Genomic DNA, 16,639 nt, shown 5'->3' with positions numbered 1-16,639 from the left:
GCTGCCCCGGTTGCCGCTGCGGCCAAAGAGGTCAACGTACCGGATATCGGTGGCGACGAAGTGGAAGTCACCGAGATCATGGTTGCTGTGGGTGACAAGGTTGAAGCCGACCAGTCCCTGATCGCTGTGGAAGGTGACAAGGCTTCCATGGAAGTGCCTGCGCCGTTCGCCGGTGTGGTCAAAGAGATCAAGGTGAAGGCGGGTGACAAGGTCTCCACTGGTTCCCTGATCATGGTATTCGAAGTGGCTGGCGCGGCTCCTGCCGCCGCGCCGGTTGCTCAAGCTGCCGCTCCGGTCGCTGCTGCACCCGTTGCCGCTGCTCCGGCACCGGTTGCCCAGGTTGCTGCCGCTGCGACCGATTTCGTTGCCAACGACGCCTACGTACACGCTTCCCCGGCGGTACGCCGTCTGGCGCGCGAGTTTGGCGTCAACCTGGCCAAGGTGAAAGCCTCCGGTCGCAAGGGCCGCATCGTCAAAGAAGACGTACAAGCCTACGTGAAGGATGCCATCAAGCGTGCCGAGTCCGTTCCTGCCTCTGCCGGCGTAGCCGGTGGCAACGGTCTGGGCGTACTGCCGTGGCCGAAAGTAGACTTCAGCAAGTTCGGTGATGTGGAAGAGGTCGAGCTGACTCGCATCCAGAAGATCTCCGGTCCGAACCTGCACCGCAACTGGGTCATGATCCCTCATGTCACCCAGTTCGACGAAGCCGATACCACCGAGCTGGAAGCGTTCCGCAAAGAGCAGAACGCGATGCTCGAGAAGCAGAAGGCCGACGTGAAGATCACCCCGCTGGTGTTCATCCTGAAAGCCGCCGCCAAGGCGCTGGAAGCTCACCCGCGCTTCTGCAGTTCCCTGTCCGAAGATGGCAGCAAGCTGATCATGAAGAAGTACATCCACATCGGTGTGGCGGTTGATACCCCCAACGGTCTGGTTGTGCCTGTGGTTCGTGATGTTAACAAGAAGGGCATCATGGAGCTGTCTCGCGATCTGGCCGAGATCTCCAAGAAGGCCCGTGCCGGCAAGCTGACCGCTGCCGACATGCAGGGCGGTTGCTTCACCATCTCCAGCCTGGGTGGCATCGGCGGTACCAGCTTTACCCCGATCGTCAACGCGCCGGAAGTGGCCATCCTCGGTGTTTCCAAGTCCGAGATGAAGCCGAAGTGGAACGGTAAAGAGTTCGCGCCGCGCCTGATGCTGCCGCTGGCTCTGAGCTACGACCACCGCGTGATCGATGGTGCCGATGGGGCTCGCTTCATCACCACCATGAACGGCGTGCTGTCCGACATTCGTCGACTGGTCCTGTAAGTGAGAGGGCGGGCCCAGAGCCTGCCCTTTTTACTTCTCATTTCATTAACATGATCGTAAACTTGCCCCGTTTTTTTCACGGCTGCAGCCACCCGTTTCGGTATAAGACTGCGCTGTCCGGGGATACAAGAACGACAAAGAGGTCATGATGAGTAAAGAAATCAAAACCCAGGTCGTAGTACTGGGTGCTGGTCCTGCCGGTTATTCTGCTGCTTTCCGTGCAGCCGACCTGGGTCTGGATACTATTATCGTCGAGCGTTACTCCACCCTGGGTGGCGTCTGCCTGAACGTGGGCTGCATCCCCTCCAAGGCGCTGCTGCACGTTGCCAAAGTGATTGAAGAAGCCAAGGCGCTGGCCGAGCACGGCATCGTCTTCGGTGCACCGCAGACCGACATCGACAAGATCCGTCTGTGGAAAGAGAAGGTTATCAACCAGCTGACCGGCGGTCTGGCTGGCATGGCCAAGATGCGTAAAGTTCAGGTTGTTAACGGCTTGGGTAAATTTACCGGCCCGAACACCCTCGAAGTGGAAGGTGCCGACGGCAAGACTACCGTGACCTTCGACAACGCCATCATCGCGGCCGGTTCCCGTCCGGTGAAACTGCCGTTCATCCCCCACGATGACCCCCGCGTATGGGACTCTACCGATGCGCTGGAGCTGAAAACCGTTCCCGGCAAGCTGCTGGTTATCGGTGGCGGCATCATCGGCCTGGAGATGGGTACCGTTTACTCCTCTCTGGGTTCCGAGATCGACGTGGTGGAATTTGCCGACCAGCTGGTTCCGGCTGCCGACAAAGACATCGTCAAGATCTACACCAAGCGCGTCGCCAAGAAATTCAACATCATGCTGGAGACCAAGGTCACCGCGGTTGAAGCGCGCGAAGACGGCCTGTACGTCTCCTATGAAGGCAAGCACGCTCCGGCCGAGCCTGTTCGTTACGACAACGTGCTGGTTGCCGTAGGTCGTGTGCCGAACGGCAAGATGCTGGATGCCGAGAAGGCAGGCGTTGCCGTGACCGAGCGCGGTTTCATCGAGGTGGACAAGCAACTGCGTACCAACGTGGCCCACATCCACGCCATCGGTGACATCGTGGGTCAGCCGATGCTGGCGCACAAAGGTGTTCATGAAGGTCACGTTGCCGCCGAAGTGATCGCCGGCAAGAAGCACTACTTTGACCCGAAAGTGATCCCGTCCATCGCCTACACCGAGCCAGAGATGGCATGGGTGGGTCTGACCGAGAAGGAAGCCAAGCAACAGGGCCTGAACTTCGAAGTCGCCACCTTCCCGTGGGCTGCTTCCGGCCGCGCCATTGCGTCCGACTGCTCCGACGGCATGACCAAGCTGATCTTCGACAAGGAGAGCGGCCGCGTCATCGGTGGTGCCATCGTGGGTACCAACGGCGGTGAACTGCTGGGTGAAATCGGTCTGGCCATCGAGATGGGTGCTGACGCCGAAGATATCGCGCTGACCATCCACGCTCACCCGACTCTGCACGAGTCTGTGGGTCTGGCTGCCGAAGTGTTCGAAGGCTCCATCACCGACCTGCCGAACGCCAAGGCCAAGAAGAAAAAGTAATTTTCTTCCCCGCTTGTCTAAAAAGCCGCTCGAATGAGCGGCTTTTTGTTTTCTCCTTGCTGCCCCGACTTCAGCAAAGCCCAATATGCTAAAGATAGGTTTTGGCACTGACGAGAGATGCACGATGCTAGAAGCACCCATTCCACCCGATGAGGCATTGCGGTTGGAGACCCTGCGGCGGCTCTCTTTGCTGGATTCCGAGGCCGAGGAGCGGTTTGACCGGCTGACCCGCATGGCCCGACGGGTGTTCAATGTCCCCATCGCGCTGGTGAGTCTGGTGGATGAAGATCGCCAGTGGTTCAAATCCTGTATCGGACTGGAGGTCCTTGAGACCGCCCGGGACATTTCGTTCTGTGGCCACGCCATCATGGGCAATGAGACTTTCATCGTGCCGGATGCTTCGCAGGATCCCCGCTTTGCCGACAATCCGCTGGTAGTGGGCGGGCCTTGCATCCGCTTCTATGCCGGACAGCCACTGCGGATCGCCAACGGCTGCAAACTGGGGACGCTCTGCATCATCGATACGGTGCCACGGGAATTGAGCGATGAGGATGTGGGGTTGCTCAAGGATCTGGCGGCGATGGTGGTGCAGGAGCTCGAGGCGGTGCAGCTAGCCACCATTGATGAATTGACCCTGATCTCCAATCGGCGCGGGTTCGTGATGCTGGCGGAGAAGAGCCTCTCGCTGGCCAGTCGCTTGCAGATGCCGCTGGCGCTGCTCTATCTGGATCTCAATGGCTTCAAGGGGATCAACGATCGGTGGGGGCATGCAGAAGGGGATCGGGCCCTGATCGCCTTTGCAACTCTGCTCAAGCAGGCTTTTCGTGGCGCCGACGTGTTCGCCCGCATGGGCGGCGATGAGTTCGCCGTCCTGTTGTCCAATGTGGTAGAGGCGCAGGCGCAACTGGCTTATGAGCGTTTCAATGCCATGTTGGCCGAGCACAATCAGCACAGTAGTTGCGGTTATGCGCTGACCTGCAGCACCGGGATTGTCTGTTATGACGGGCGCGGCTGTGCCTCCCTTGCCGAGCTGCTCACCCGCGCGGATGAGCTGATGTATCAGCGCAAACGGGATGGCAAGGGCTGACAGCTATGCCGGATTAGCCGCCACCAAAACAACAGAGAGCGCCACGGCGCTCTCTGTTGTTGATGACTCAGGTCATGGTCGGGATTAGAGCCGGAAGTTGCCAACCAGCTTGTCCAGCTGACCGGAGAGCTGCTGCAGAGTGCGGCTCGATTCGGTCAGTTGGTGGGCGATATCTGCGGTCTCCATGGTGAGCTGGTTGATATCTTCCACGTTGCGGTTGATCTCGCCGACCACGCTCGACTGCTCCTCGGTGGCGGTGGCGACCTGGATGTTCATGTCGTTGATCTGGGTGATGTGGGCGGTGATCTGGCCGAGGGCGGCGTTGGCCTCATCGGCCTGGCTCACTACTTCGAGACTCTGATTTCGCCCCTGTGCCATGGCGCTGACGGCACGGGTACTCTGTTCCTGCAAGCGGTTGATCATCCCCTGGATCTCGGCGGTCGAGGCGGCGGAGCGGTTGGCCAGATTGCGCACCTCATCTGCCACCACGGCGAAACCGCGGCCTTGTTCACCGGCGCGAGCGGCCTCGATGGCTGCATTTAGTGCCAGCAGGTTGGTCTGCTCCGAGATGCTGTGAATGGTTTCGAGGATGCTGCCGATGGAGTCGGTCTGGCTTGCCAGCGATTCGATGACCCCTGCCACCTGTTCGATCTCGCCGGAGAGGCCGACGCTGCCGTTACGCGCCTGTGCCACTACTACAGCTCCCGCTTCGGCCTGATTGTTGGCTTGCTTGGCCACACCGGCCGCCAGCGAAGCGTTGCTGGCAATCTCGCTCACCGTGGCCCCCATCTCGTGAATGGCGGTGGCCACCTGCACGGTACGGTCGCGCTGGGTGGTGCAGTTGTGCTGGGTCAGCTGCGCCTTGTTGGCCACCTCGTTGGCGGTGGCCGCGAGCTGGCGGGAGTTCTCCGCCACCTGCTCGATGGAACCGTGGATCTTGGCGACGAAGTTGTTGAAGCCGGTGGCGACCTGACTCAGCTCGTCACGCCCTTCCACTTTCAGGCGCTGGGTAAGATCCCCATCGCCGCTGCCCAGCTCCTTGAACAGGCGGGCCAGCTCGTTGAGTGGACGAGTGACCGAACCTGCCAGCAGTATCCCCATTAGCCCCATGGCTAGCGCGATCACCAGCGAGATCATCAGGATCTCGTTGCGGGTCTGATCGAGCTCGGCATAGATCTCGGCTTGTGGCACCTGGGCCACCAGATACCAGTCGAGCAGCGGGATATAGCTGCTGGCCAGTACCATGGGCTCGCCACTGACTTCGGCGCTGATCACGGCAAAGGGCCGCTTGGCCAGCAGGCTGCCGGTATCGCCGCTGGCAATGTTGCCAAGAGTGTCACGCTCGATGCGGTTGGCCTCGGGGTGCAGCTTCACCTTGCCGCTGCCATCGACCATAAAGACGATGCCGCTCTCTTCCAGCCGGAAGTTGGAGACCATGGTCACCATGGTGTCGAGGGATTTGGCAAAGCCGGCCAGCCCGCGCCCGTTGAGCTGCTGGAAGTTGACGAACAGCTTCACCTCGCCGTTGCTCTCGCGGAAGATGCTGAGGGTCATCTCCTTCTGGCTCTTGGTGTAGGCATAGAACCAAGCATCTTGCGTGGGGGTAAGGTTGCGCAGAAAGCCATCCTGGTTGTAGTAGGCGGCACTCTGGCGGTCGGCGAAGGAGGCTGTCACCAGACCATACTGGTTGGCCACATCCTTGAGCTGGTTGATGAGGATTGGCTCCTGCTCTTTGGGCATGCCCCGGTCCACCCAGTCGAGGATGAAGCGGTCGGTGGCCAGTTGGCGGGCTGCCTGGGCGATGCCGTGGAGATCCTGTTCAATCTCCTTGCTGATCCGTTGGGTCAGGTTGGGCAGCTCCTGCTCGTACATCCGGTTTTCGATCAGTTGCTGGGCCGAACGTTGGCTGAAGTAGCCTACCAGCAGGCATGAGATGACCACGGCCAGGGTGACCGTAGCCAGTATTTTCTGTTTAAGAGTGAGGGTTGCCAGCATAAAGGTGCTCAAAGGTTGCAAATTGACAACCTTCATATTAAAGGCTGCGCAACTACACCTGTGAGTCTGGCTGGCCTTTTTTTACGGATTACGTTTGCGCTCACAAGGGGCGGGCGGACAAGTGGATCCGAGAGGGGGCAATCTGACCGGAATGGCGGTTGCGCTTGTGCTCCGGCCCCTTATAGTAGAGACCATCCTTGGTGACTGACCCTCTGAATAATATGGAAAATATGATGCGCAGCTTAGGTGCGGGATGGACCCGTCTGCTTTTGGTGATGCTGGCGGCGATGCCGCTGCTGGCTGTGGCGGCACAGGGGGAGCGCCCGAAAATTGCGGTGGTGCTCAGCGGCGGCGGCGCCAAGGGGTCTGCCCATATCGGCATCCTCAAGGTGCTGGAGCAGAAACGGATTCCGGTCGACATCATAGTCGGTACCAGTATGGGCTCCTATGTGGCGGGGATGTACGCCATGGGGTTCAGTGCCGAGGAGGTGGAGCGCACTACGCTGGCCATCGACTGGAACAAGGGGTATCAGGACAAGGTGGGCCGCGATGAGCTCTCCCTGCGCAAGAAGCAGCAGAACGAGCAATATCAGCTGCGCACCGACATCGGGGTGAATGGCGACACCACCCAGCTGCCGGACGGTTTCTTCCAGGGCCAATCCATGGCCAGCCTGCTGCGGGGGGCCACCTCCAACCTGCCGGTGCAGGAGAGCTTCGATGATCTCCCCATTCCCTACCGCGCCATGGCGACCGACATGGAGACGGTCACCCCCTTCGTGCTGGATCACGGCAGCCTTGCCAAGGCGATGCAGGCTTCCATGTCCATCCCCGGCGCGCTCAAGCCGGTGGAGTGGGAGGGGCACATCCTGGCGGACGGCGGCAGCGTCAACAACATGCCGGTGGATGTCGCCAAGGCGATGGGAGCCGATGTGGTGATCGCGGTGGATATCAGCGCCAGGCTGCGCACCCGGGAGTCCCTCAAGTCAGGGTTGGCGATGATTGACCAGCTCACCACCTACATGACCCAGGTGGGCACCGACAAGCAGAAGGCGCTGATGGGACCGAAGGATATTCTGATCGCCCCCGAGTTTGGCGATATGGGGATCGCCGACTTTGCCCGCATGCCGGAGGGGATCAAGATTGGTGAGACGGCGGCTGACAAGGTGTCGCTGGAACTCGATAAACTGTCGCTCACCAAGGCGCAGTACAACGCCTATCGCAACCAGAAGCTGAGCCGCCGTGCCGAGCGTAGCGGTCAGCCCGCCTACTTTATCGACAAGGTGGAGATTATCAACAAGTCGCGCCTCTCCGACGAGACGGTGCGCGCCATGCTGAAAGTGCGGCCGGACAAGGTGCAGACCAACGAGAGTCTGGAAGCGGGCATTCGCCGCCTCTATGCCCTTGAGTCGTTCGATCGCATCACCTACGAGGTGGAGGAGCGCGATGGGGAGAACGTGCTGCTGGTGGATGCCAGCGAGAAGAACTGGGGGCCGGGTTACCTCAACTTCCAGTTCGGTTTCACCGATGACTTCGAGAACACCTCCAACTACAACGTCGGCATGTCCTATACCCTCACCAACGTCAACGAGTGGGGAGCGGAGTGGCTGACCGAAGCGTCGCTGGGTACGGCCAAACATATCAAGACCGACTTCTATACCCCGCTAGAACCCTCCCAGACCTTCTATGGCGAGGCGAGCCTGGCCTATGACCAGACCCTGCGCCGTCTGTTTTTCCCCAATCCGGATCCCGAGACGGTTTCGATAAGCTATCTCGACTCCGAATACTCCTTCTTCAGCGGTGATCTGGCGGTGGGCTGGAACCGCCAGCCCTGGAGCCGGTTGTCGATGGGACTGGAGGGACAACTGGGCACGATTGATGTGAAGAACTTCAAGGGGCTGGAGATGGATGCCACGGCGTGGGGCCCCTATGTCCGCTTTGAACACGACAATCTGGATAGCCGCTATTTCCCCTATCAGGGGGTGAAATGGGACATGAAACTGGGCCACTCCCACGTCAGTGTGGATGGACTCGAGTCAGCAGATGGCCGCAGTGAAGGCTGGAATTATCAGCTTTCGATGATCAAGCCCTGGTCATGGGACAGACATAGCCTCAACCTGATCCTCGAAGGGGGCGGCTCGGGCAGTGAAGAGGTGGTGCCGCTGCATATTCAGGATCTGGGCGGGTTGTTCCGCCTCTCCGGTTTCCAGCGCTACCAGCTGAGCGGTCGCTACAGCCTGTTTGGTGGCCTGCGCTACATCTATCGGGTAGCGGACAACGACTTCGGTGCCCTCAAGATGCCGCTCTATCTGGGTGGATCTCTGGAGCAGGGCGGGGTCTGGAACAAGGGTGAGGATATCAGTCTGGAGAGCTCGTTTACCGCCGGGTCGGTTTATGTCGGGGTGGAGAGCTTCCTCGGTCCTGTGTTCCTCGGCTACGGCATGGCGGAGGGGGGCAATGACGTCTTCTATCTGCAATTGGGCAGTACGTTCGAATAATGCCGAAATGATGCCAATTTGTTAACACTGGTTGAGGGTGTTCAATTAATTTTCAAAAAATACCAGTCTGTTTAATCGGTTGCGATTTTGTGATGAATAAGTAAACAGGGTTTGGATTTTAATTAGTCGTTAAAACTTATATAGTGGGGAGCACCCTACGGGGTGTCCCGCAAGGACGATCGCCGCGAGCGTGGGCGAACCCCAAAAAAAGACCAAAGAGGAATTAGTCGTGCTTGAAACATACCGTAAACACGTCGCAGAACGTGCCGCTGAGGGCGTGGTTGCCAAACCTCTGGATGCAGAGCAGGTCGCTGCCCTGGTTGAACTGATCAAGAACCCGCCCGCCGGCGAACAAGACTTTCTGAAAGAGCTGTTGTCCTCCCGTATTCCCCCCGGTGTTGATGAAGCGGCCTATGTCAAAGCCGGTTTCCTCACCGCCGTCGCCAAGGGCGAAGCCCACTCCCCCATTCTGACTGCCGCCGAAGCCGTTGAGCTGCTGGGCACCATGCAGGGTGGTTACAACATTCAACCGCTGATCGACCTGCTGGATCACGCGACCCTGGCGCCGCTTGCCGCCAAGGGGCTCTCCCACACCCTGCTGATGTTTGACTCCTTCCACGACGTGGAAGAGAAGGCCAAGGCTGGCAATGTCCACGCCAAACAGGTGATGCAATCCTGGGCTGATGCCGAGTGGTTCCTCTCCCGCCCGGAGCTGGCCGAGAAGATTACCGTCACCGTGTTCAAGGTGACCGGCGAAACCAACACCGACGACCTCTCTCCGGCACCGGACGCCTGGTCCCGCCCGGACATTCCGTTGCACGCGCTGGCGATGCTGAAAAACGCCCGTCCCGGCATTACCCCGGACAAGGATGGCGCCGTCGGCCCCATCAAGACCATCGATGCCCTGAAAGAGAAAGGCTTCCCGCTGGCCTATGTCGGTGACGTGGTCGGTACCGGCTCTTCCCGTAAATCCGCCACCAACTCGGTGCTCTGGTTTATGGGCGACGACATTTCGTTCGTGCCGAACAAGCGCGCTGGCGGTGTCTGTCTGGGTGGCAAGATTGCCCCAATCTTCTTCAACACCATGGAAGATGCCGGCGCCCTGCCCATTGAGGTGGACGTTTCCAAGCTGGAGATGGGCGATGTGATCGACATCTACCCCTTTGCCGGCAAGATCTGCAAACACGGCACCGAACAGGTGCTGGCGCAGTTTGAACTGAAAACCGACGTGCTGATCGACGAAGTGCGCGCCGGTGGCCGTATTCCGCTGATCATCGGTCGCGGCCTCACTGACAAGGCCCGCGAAGCGCTGGGTCTGCCGTTCTCCACCGTGTTCCGTCGCCCGCAGCCGGTGGCAGATACCGGTAAAGGCTTCACCCTGGCCCAGAAGATGGTGGGCAAGGCGTGCGGCGTGAAGGGCATTCGCCCGGGCACTTACTGCGAGCCCAAGATGACCACGGTCGGCTCCCAGGACACCACGGGCCCGATGACCCGCGACGAGCTCAAAGATCTGGCCTGCCTCGGCTTCTCCGCCGATCTGACCATGCAGTCCTTCTGCCACACCGCGGCCTATCCCAAGCCCATCGACGTACAGACCCACCACACCCTGCCGGACTTCATCATGAACCGCGGCGGTGTGAGCTTGCGTCCGGGTGACGGCGTCATCCACTCCTGGCTGAACCGCATGCTGCTGCCGGATACCGTGGGTACCGGTGGTGACTCCCACACCCGTTTCCCCATCGGCATCTCCTTCCCGGCGGGTTCCGGTCTGGTGGCCTTCGCCGCCGCCACCGGCGTGATGCCGCTGGACATGCCGGAGTCCGTGCTGGTGCGCTTCAAGGGTGAACTGCAACCGGGCATCACCCTGCGTGATCTGGTTCATGCCATCCCCTATGCCGCCATCCAGAAAGGGCTGCTGACCGTCGAGAAAGCGGGCAAGAAGAACATCTTCTCCGGCCGTATCCTCGAGATCGAAGGTCTGCCGACCCTGAAAGTGGAGCAGGCGTTCGAGCTGGCGGACGCCAGCGCCGAGCGCTCCGCTGCCGGTTGCACCATCAAGCTGGATAAAGAGCCGATTATCGAGTATCTGAAGTCCAACATAGTGATGCTGAAATGGATGCTCTCAGAAGGCTACGGCGATGTGCGCACCATCACCCGTCGCATCAAGGGGATGGAAGAGTGGTTGGCCAACCCGACCCTGATGGAAGCGGACAAGGATGCCGAGTATGCCGAGATCATCGAGATCGATCTGGCCACCATCAAGGAGCCGATCCTGTGCGCGCCGAACGACCCGGACGACGCCCGTCTGCTGAGCGACGTGGCTGGCGACAAGATCGATGAAGTGTTCATCGGTTCCTGCATGACCAACATCGGCCACTTCCGTGCCGCCGGCAAACTGCTCGAGAAGTATCAGGGCGAGCTGCCGACCCGGATGTGGATCGCGCCGCCCACCAAGATGGACAAGGATCAGCTGACCGAAGAGGGCTACTACGGCATCTTTGGTCGCGTCGGTGCCCGCATCGAGATCCCGGGCTGCTCCCTCTGCATGGGCAACCAGGCGCGGGTAGCGGAAGGGGCCTCCGTGGTCTCCACCTCCACCCGTAACTTCCCGAACCGTCTGGGTAAAGGTGCCAACGTCTATCTGGCCTCTGCGGAGCTGGCCGCCGTTGCCGCCATCCTCGGCAAGATCCCGACCGTGGCGGAGTACCTGCAATACGCCAAGGCGCTCGATGCCACTGCGGCAGATACTTACCGCTACCTCAACTTCAACGAGATCGCCTCCTACACCAAGAAGGCCGATGCGGTGATCCTGCAACAAGCCGTTTAAGGGAGTTCTTGCGCAATTTTGCGCGATAAAAAGCCAATAATGCCGCGTATTTACGCGGCATTATTTATTTGTGTGTTATTCACCGTCTTTTTTGAAGATTGTTTGCACAATCTCTTGCTAGAGAGAGCCAACCTCCAGTTTGGTGGTTCGTTTTATAAATTTTTTGCGTTATGTTATTTGGTTATGAACGGTAATGATGCGGCATCGTTATCGAGAGAAAGTGGATATCTGTTCACTGGATGCTTGCACTGGGCAGGCCTGACGAATTGCGGCGTGGTTCTCTATGTTTCTGTTCAGGATCGATCTCTCCCTAACCGGGTTGCGCTTCGGCGTGGCCTTGCTGGTTTTTACCTTGCCGCTGCTGGTGGGGAGCTGGCTCATCCACAGCAATTATGTGCAGGAGCTGAATGCGGAATCCAGCGCCTCGGCCCACAAGGCCAGAACCCTGATGGAGTCGATGCTGGATCGCGCCGAGCAGGCCAATCGGGAGGTGTTGCCGCTGGCCAATGCCCCGTGCGCAGAGAACAAGTTAATCCTGCGCACCAAGGTTGCGCTGGAGCCTTTTTTGCGTTCGGTCAATTTGGTTCACAATGGCATCCTCAATTGCACCTCGCTGTTTGGTGAGGTCAATGATGCCGATGATGGCTCCATCTACACCGGCCGCAAGCTGCTGCTGATGAGTGGCAACCGGGTGCGGCAGAATCACCCGCTGCTGGTGGTGCGCACCGAGCAGGGCAAGGATGCTGCCCTGAGTGCCATCGACAGCACCCAACTCAGCTTTATGCTCTCCCTGAGTGGAAAATCCAGCGCACTCTATCTGCAGGTGGGGTCGGCCTGGCTCGATGAGTCGGGCCGCTATCGGAGCAAAACGCCCACCTTCCATCGTGGGTTCAGCTTTGCCCTCAGCTCCTCCCGTTACCCTTTCACCGTTCATGCCGGTTATGCCATGCCGATCTACTGGACGTCACTGTGGGCCGCGCGGTATGTGGCGCTGGTGTGGCTGGCAGTCTCTTCCCTGCTGTTGGCCTGGTTGGTGTGGTGGGTGCTTGGTCGTCCCGGCTCGCCAACGGATGAGCTGCGACGCGCTTTGCGAGCCAGGGAGTTTGTCCCCTATCTGCAGCCGCTGATTGCCAGCCACAATGGCAAGATGATGGGCGCCGAAGTGCTGATGCGTTGGCAACATGCCAAAGAGGGGGTGATCCGGCCCGATCTCTTTATCCCGCAAGCGGAAGAGTCAGGGCTGATCGTCCCCATGACTACCCATATCATGAAGCAGGTGGCGACACGGTTGAACCGCTCTCAGGAGCAGTTGCCCGATGGCTTTCATATCAGCTTCAATATCAGCGCCGCTCATTGCCACGATTTTGCCCTGCTGGCCGAGTGTCGTGCCTTCCTCGGTCACTTCGTCCCCGGCAAGGTGGTGCTGGTGCTGGAATTGACCGAGAGAGAACTGCTGGTGTCGGATCCCCAGACTCTCTCCCTGTTCCGCCAGCTGGATGAGATGGGGGTCAAGCTCGCTATCGATGACTTTGGTACCGGCCACTCCAGTCTGGCTTATCTGCAGCAGTTTCATGTGGATTGCCTCAAAATCGACCAGTCTTTTATCGCTCGAATCGGCACCGAGTCACTGTCGGAACATATCGTGGACAACGTGATCGATCTGGCAACCCGGCTTGGACTGGCGCTGGTGGCAGAAGGGGTAGAGAACGAGCGTCAGGCTGACTACCTCAGAGCCAAAGGGGTTGACTATCTGCAGGGGTATCTGTTTGCCCACCCCATGTCGCTGAGCCAGTTCTGCGAGGAGCTGCGGCCGGCAGAGGCAGAGGCAGAGGCAGAGAGCCAGCAGCCAGATGGGATAGAGGGGATCTCGACCGCGACCTGATTTAGCCATGAGCGATGTTTGGCCAAGCTCCCGTCATAAAGGGGGTTCCCACCAGACCCTCCAGTGCTGGGGCTGGTTTTTCATGCCTTGGCGCTCGCTTTTCGGTAGAATCGGCGCTCATTTTGACGTCAGTAAAAGATGAGGCGCGGTATGACGGTTCAGTTCCAGGCATTTCACAGCATCAAAGCGATTGGAAATCGGGAGGTGCTGTTCAACTGGTCGAGAACCAATCCCCTCGGGGCGCTGGATCAGGTGTGGCGCCCGAAAAGCCGCGACGAGTTGCAAATGCTGCTGCGGGAACACCCCGAGCGCAAGCTGCGCCTTATCGGATCCGGCCTCTCCTTCGAACCCATCCACAGCGTCTATGCCGAGGGCAGTCAGGCACTGCTGGTGGACTTGCACCACCTGCGCGGCCAGCTGTCCAAAACTGCCGATACCGTCACCTATCAGGCGGGTACGCCCCTCGATACCGTCTATGCCGAGCTGATCGCCATGGAGCGGATGCTGCCCGCATCCCCGGGCGTTATCGGCATCCAGACCCTGGGCGGCGCCCTCAGCACCGGCACCCACGGTCAGGGGCTACATCAGTCTGCCCTTTGCGATGCGGTGGAGGCGATGACGGTGATGCTGGCCAATGGCGACATTATCCGGGTAGATCGCACCGATCCGCGCTTCGGCGCCTTCGTGATGGGGATGGGGATGCTCGGCGTCCTGCTCGACGTCACACTGCGCACCGTGCCCAACCGCATCATGCGTTGCACCAAGTTCACCACCGACTACCCCTTCCTCTTGGAGCATAACGAGCGACTCAACCGCGAGCACGGCTTTGTGAAGAGCTGGTGGTTTGCCTGGACCGGTGAGAGCCACATTTGGCTGGTGGACCCCGCCTCCGATGACGAGGTGGCCCGCTACCGCGCCGGTGGCAGCGAGCCGCTGCTGTTGGATGACGATATCGACGCCCGCATGAACGCCACCATAGATGCCACCCTGCAGAAGATGGCGAAGGACACCAAGGATGAGGCGTTGGCGGGGGAGCACTTCGAGACGGTGCGCCGCTTCAAGGATGCCTCCGATCTGGTGGGCAACGTCTACCAGATCCTCTGCAAGGGGATCCCGGCCCCCCAGATCAACTGTGAGGTGGCGGTACCGCTTCATCGCATGAACGAGGCGCTGGAGACTCTGCAAGCCTGGCAGCAGGCCAATCCGGGCGTGTTGCACTACCCCTTTATCCTGCGCTGCACCGGCCCCTCCGAGGCCTGGCTCAGCGCCGCTTATGGCCAGTCGGTCTGCTGGATCGGTTTTCTGGTCTATCTGGCGGCGGACGGCACCTTCGTCAACGGCTCCATGGAGCAGATGCGCGAGCTGCAGCAACTGCTGGCGCCGCTTGGCGGCATCCCCCACTTCGGCAAGCATCTGGCGATGGATCTCTACGACTTCCCGGCCCTGCTGCCGCGCTGGAACGACTTTGTGGCCTTGCAGCGCGAGCTCGACCCGCACGGCTGTTTTGAAAACCGCTGGCTCAGCGATCTGTTTGCCAACCGGTAAGGATTGAACATGACTGATATGCAAGACACTCGAATTCCCGTGACCCTGCTGACCGGTTTTCTCGGTAGCGGCAAGACCACCTTGCTCAACCACTGGGTCAAGCAGCCGGAGCTCGGCGAGTGCGCCGTGCTGATCAACGAATTCGGCTCGGTGGGGCTGGATCACCATCTGGTGCAACAGGTGGATGAGCAGGTGATGCTGCTCGACTCCGGCTGCATCTGCTGCTCGGTGCAGGGCTCTCTGGTGGAGGCGTTGCAGGGGCTCTTTATGAAGGCCATCCAGCGCAAGATCAAACCGTTCAAGCGGCTGATTATCGAGACCACTGGCCTCGCCGATCCGGCTCCAGTGCTCTTTACCCTGCGCGAAGAGGGCTTTATCGCTCAGCGCTACCGCTTCGATGGCACCGTCACCGTGGTGGATGCCGGCCATATCGAGCAGCAGCTGGCGGCTCAATATGAAGCGGTGAAACAGGTGGCGCTGGCGGATCTGCTGGTGGTGAGCAAGGGGGATCTGGTGGATGGCGAGCAGCTGGCGCGGGTCGAAGCCCAGCTGGCGGCCCTCAATCCTGCGGCCCCGATCCAGCAGGTGACCAATGGCGAACTGTCGCCAGCGGTGCTGGAGAAGCTCGGTGTCTACAACGAAGCGGCCGGGCGCGATGTGCGCCAGCTGCTGGCCTGGCTGCGCACCGAATCCCCCAAGCAGGGGCTGGCATCACCCATGCAGCCGAAGATGCAACCGTTCGCCGCCAAGGTGGGCACAGCTGCGCCCACCCACTTCGAGCACGGCAACATCGAGAGTTTCTCTTTGCGTATCGGCGAGCCACTCAAGCCCTCCCGCCTGCTGGCCGCCATCGATGCGGTGCAGGCCCAATACGGCGATGCTCTGTTGCGGCTCAAGGGGATCTTGCAGCTGGAAGGGGAGAGCCAGCCGGTGGTGATCCACGGTGTCCACGGCCAGCTCTATCCGCTGCAGGCATTGGGCGACTGGCCGGAGGGCAAGGCCCAGTCCCGGCTGGTGTTTATCGTCAAGAGTCAGGACAAGGCCGGTATCGAGCAGCTCTTTATGGCGACCCTCAAGGCTCCCGAGCCCACTCTGGAAGAGCGGCTCAAAGCCATGCTTGGCCAGCCGGATGCCTGATGTCTGACATGAACCGCCCGTAACAACGAGAGCGTGCCTCTTTTTATGCAAGCGATGGGAGAGGGGGGGGCCAGAGCACAGCCTTTGCTGGCGGCGCTGATCTTGGCCCTGCTGGTGCGAGAAAGTGTTACGCCATCGGTGCGGGTAGATAGCTGACCTGGCAGGGGAGCTGCGCCAGCACTTCGGCCAGATGCTCGGTCGCCAGCAGAAAGGTCTGCTCCGGGTGGCCCGGAGTCCAGGTGAAGGCGGTGTGGTTGAGCAGTTGCGGGTCCACCAGTAGCGGAATATCGGCGCGGGGCAGGAAGGGGCAGACCGCTCCCGGCAGGCAGCCGATCTCCGCCTGCATCTCCTCGGCGGTGCAGATGGAGGGCTTGGCACCGAGAGCGGCCTTGACCGCTTTGTTGTCGAGCCGTCCGTCTCTGTGGGTCAGCAGCAGGGCGAAGCGGCCATCCTTAAACTTGAGAAACAGGGTCTTGCTGAACTCAGCTTGCCAGCCGAGGCGGGCCTTGACCTTTTCATCGGTGGCGTAGTCGAGGATGGGCTCGTGCTCATAGCGCTGGTGTGGCAGTTCGGCCAGCAGCTGGCAGTTGAAATGGTGAATGGTATCGAGTGGCATGGGGTTCTCCTGTAGTGGGCGCTATCCTGCCAGCCTCGCAGGGTCAGGCCCTCTTATCTGCTATAAACGACAAGGGCGCCGTGAGGCGCCCTTGTGGATCAGTGATGCTGCAATTCGCTCGCTTCCCAGTGAAAGGGAATGGGGCACAGCTGCTGGGAGGCCTTGTCATAGGCT

10 protein-coding genes and 1 pseudogene are annotated in these 16,639 nt (G+C 60.1%); 8 read left to right on the top strand and 3 right to left on the bottom strand.

Annotated elements, in window-relative coordinates; translation table 11 throughout:
- From aceF to ACRAUW_RS12090, 3 genes are all read left to right on the top strand, one after another.
- The coding region (gene aceF, locus ACRAUW_RS12100) for a dihydrolipoyllysine-residue acetyltransferase (protein ID WP_431362478.1) at positions 1-1,305 on the top strand (1,305 nt) is incomplete at its 5' end.
- 148 nt (positions 1,306-1,453) lie between these two features.
- A complete protein-coding gene (lpdA, locus tag ACRAUW_RS12095; RefSeq protein WP_005336123.1) occupies positions 1,454-2,881 on the top strand; it encodes a dihydrolipoyl dehydrogenase in 1,428 nt (475 codons plus the stop codon).
- 124 nt (positions 2,882-3,005) lie between these two features.
- Positions 3,006-3,968, top strand: coding sequence for a sensor domain-containing diguanylate cyclase (locus ACRAUW_RS12090; protein ID WP_431362477.1), 963 nt, complete (start codon positions 3,006-3,008; stop codon positions 3,966-3,968).
- Positions 3,969-4,052: 84 nt separating this feature from the next.
- Here the strand turns inward: ACRAUW_RS12090 and ACRAUW_RS12085 are convergent, their stop codons facing one another.
- On the bottom strand, positions 4,053-5,963 hold the full coding sequence (locus ACRAUW_RS12085; RefSeq protein ID WP_431362479.1) for a methyl-accepting chemotaxis protein: 1,911 nt from the start codon (positions 5,961-5,963) through the stop codon (positions 4,053-4,055).
- Positions 5,964-6,196: 233 nt separating this feature from the next.
- On the opposite strand from ACRAUW_RS12085, the gene ACRAUW_RS12080 reads away from it, so the two are divergent.
- The 5 genes from ACRAUW_RS12080 (at position 6,197) to ACRAUW_RS12060 (ending at position 15,849) form a co-directional block, all read left to right on the top strand.
- Positions 6,197-8,458, top strand: a complete 2,262-nt coding sequence (locus tag ACRAUW_RS12080; protein ID WP_431362476.1) for a patatin-like phospholipase family protein — start codon at positions 6,197-6,199, stop codon at positions 8,456-8,458.
- 229 nt (positions 8,459-8,687) lie between these two features.
- Positions 8,688-11,285: a bifunctional aconitate hydratase 2/2-methylisocitrate dehydratase gene (acnB, locus tag ACRAUW_RS12075; RefSeq protein WP_431362475.1), complete on the top strand. Its 2,598-nt coding sequence runs from the start codon at positions 8,688-8,690 to the stop codon at positions 11,283-11,285.
- Between the two features lie 283 nt (positions 11,286-11,568).
- The gene (locus ACRAUW_RS12070; protein WP_431362474.1) at positions 11,569-13,167 is read left to right on the top strand and encodes an EAL domain-containing protein; all 1,599 of its coding nucleotides are present in this window, start codon (positions 11,569-11,571) and stop codon (positions 13,165-13,167) included.
- 150 nt (positions 13,168-13,317) lie between these two features.
- Entirely contained in the window at positions 13,318-14,712 is a 1,395-nt protein-coding gene (locus ACRAUW_RS12065) for a D-arabinono-1,4-lactone oxidase (protein ID WP_431362473.1), read from the top strand.
- Between the two features lie 9 nt (positions 14,713-14,721).
- Positions 14,722-15,849, top strand: a complete 1,128-nt coding sequence (locus tag ACRAUW_RS12060) for a CobW family GTP-binding protein (RefSeq protein ID WP_431362472.1) — start codon at positions 14,722-14,724, stop codon at positions 15,847-15,849.
- Between the two features lie 127 nt (positions 15,850-15,976).
- Here ACRAUW_RS12060 and ACRAUW_RS12055 read toward each other — a convergent pair whose 3' ends face one another.
- Both ACRAUW_RS12055 and ACRAUW_RS12050 read right to left on the bottom strand, forming a co-directional pair.
- A complete protein-coding gene (locus ACRAUW_RS12055; protein WP_158113362.1) occupies positions 15,977-16,465 on the bottom strand; it encodes a YbaK/EbsC family protein in 489 nt (162 codons plus the stop codon).
- A gap of 98 nt (positions 16,466-16,563) precedes the next feature.
- Positions 16,564-16,639 (bottom strand): annotated as a pseudogene (locus ACRAUW_RS12050) (2-amino-4-hydroxy-6-hydroxymethyldihydropteridine diphosphokinase); the annotation flags it as partial.

It is taken from the genome of Aeromonas sp. (genome assembly GCF_050633025.1).
In the GTDB taxonomy this organism is placed as follows: domain Bacteria; phylum Pseudomonadota; class Gammaproteobacteria; order Enterobacterales; family Aeromonadaceae; genus Aeromonas.
Note: the sequence above shows the minus strand (reverse complement) of the source record. Positions and strands in the feature narration are given on the sequence as shown.

What these genes read in the sequence shown, in the direction of transcription:
- ACRAUW_RS12060 (WP_431362472.1), top strand. Translation starts at nt 14,722, where the DNA reads ATGACTGATATGCAAGACACTCGAATTCCCGTGACCCTGCTGACCGGT.
- lpdA (WP_005336123.1), top strand. Translation starts at nt 1,454, where the DNA reads ATGAGTAAAGAAATCAAAACCCAGGTCGTAGTACTGGGTGCTGGTCCT.
- ACRAUW_RS12085 (WP_431362479.1), bottom strand. Translation starts at nt 5,963, where the DNA reads ATGCTGGCAACCCTCACTCTTAAACAGAAAATACTGGCTACGGTCACC.
- ACRAUW_RS12070 (WP_431362474.1), top strand. Translation starts at nt 11,569, where the DNA reads ATGTTTCTGTTCAGGATCGATCTCTCCCTAACCGGGTTGCGCTTCGGC.
- ACRAUW_RS12080 (WP_431362476.1), top strand. Translation starts at nt 6,197, where the DNA reads ATGCGCAGCTTAGGTGCGGGATGGACCCGTCTGCTTTTGGTGATGCTG.
- ACRAUW_RS12055 (WP_158113362.1), bottom strand. Translation starts at nt 16,465, where the DNA reads ATGCCACTCGATACCATTCACCATTTCAACTGCCAGCTGCTGGCCGAA.
- ACRAUW_RS12065 (WP_431362473.1), top strand. Translation starts at nt 13,318, where the DNA reads ATGACGGTTCAGTTCCAGGCATTTCACAGCATCAAAGCGATTGGAAAT.
- ACRAUW_RS12090 (WP_431362477.1), top strand. Translation starts at nt 3,006, where the DNA reads ATGCTAGAAGCACCCATTCCACCCGATGAGGCATTGCGGTTGGAGACC.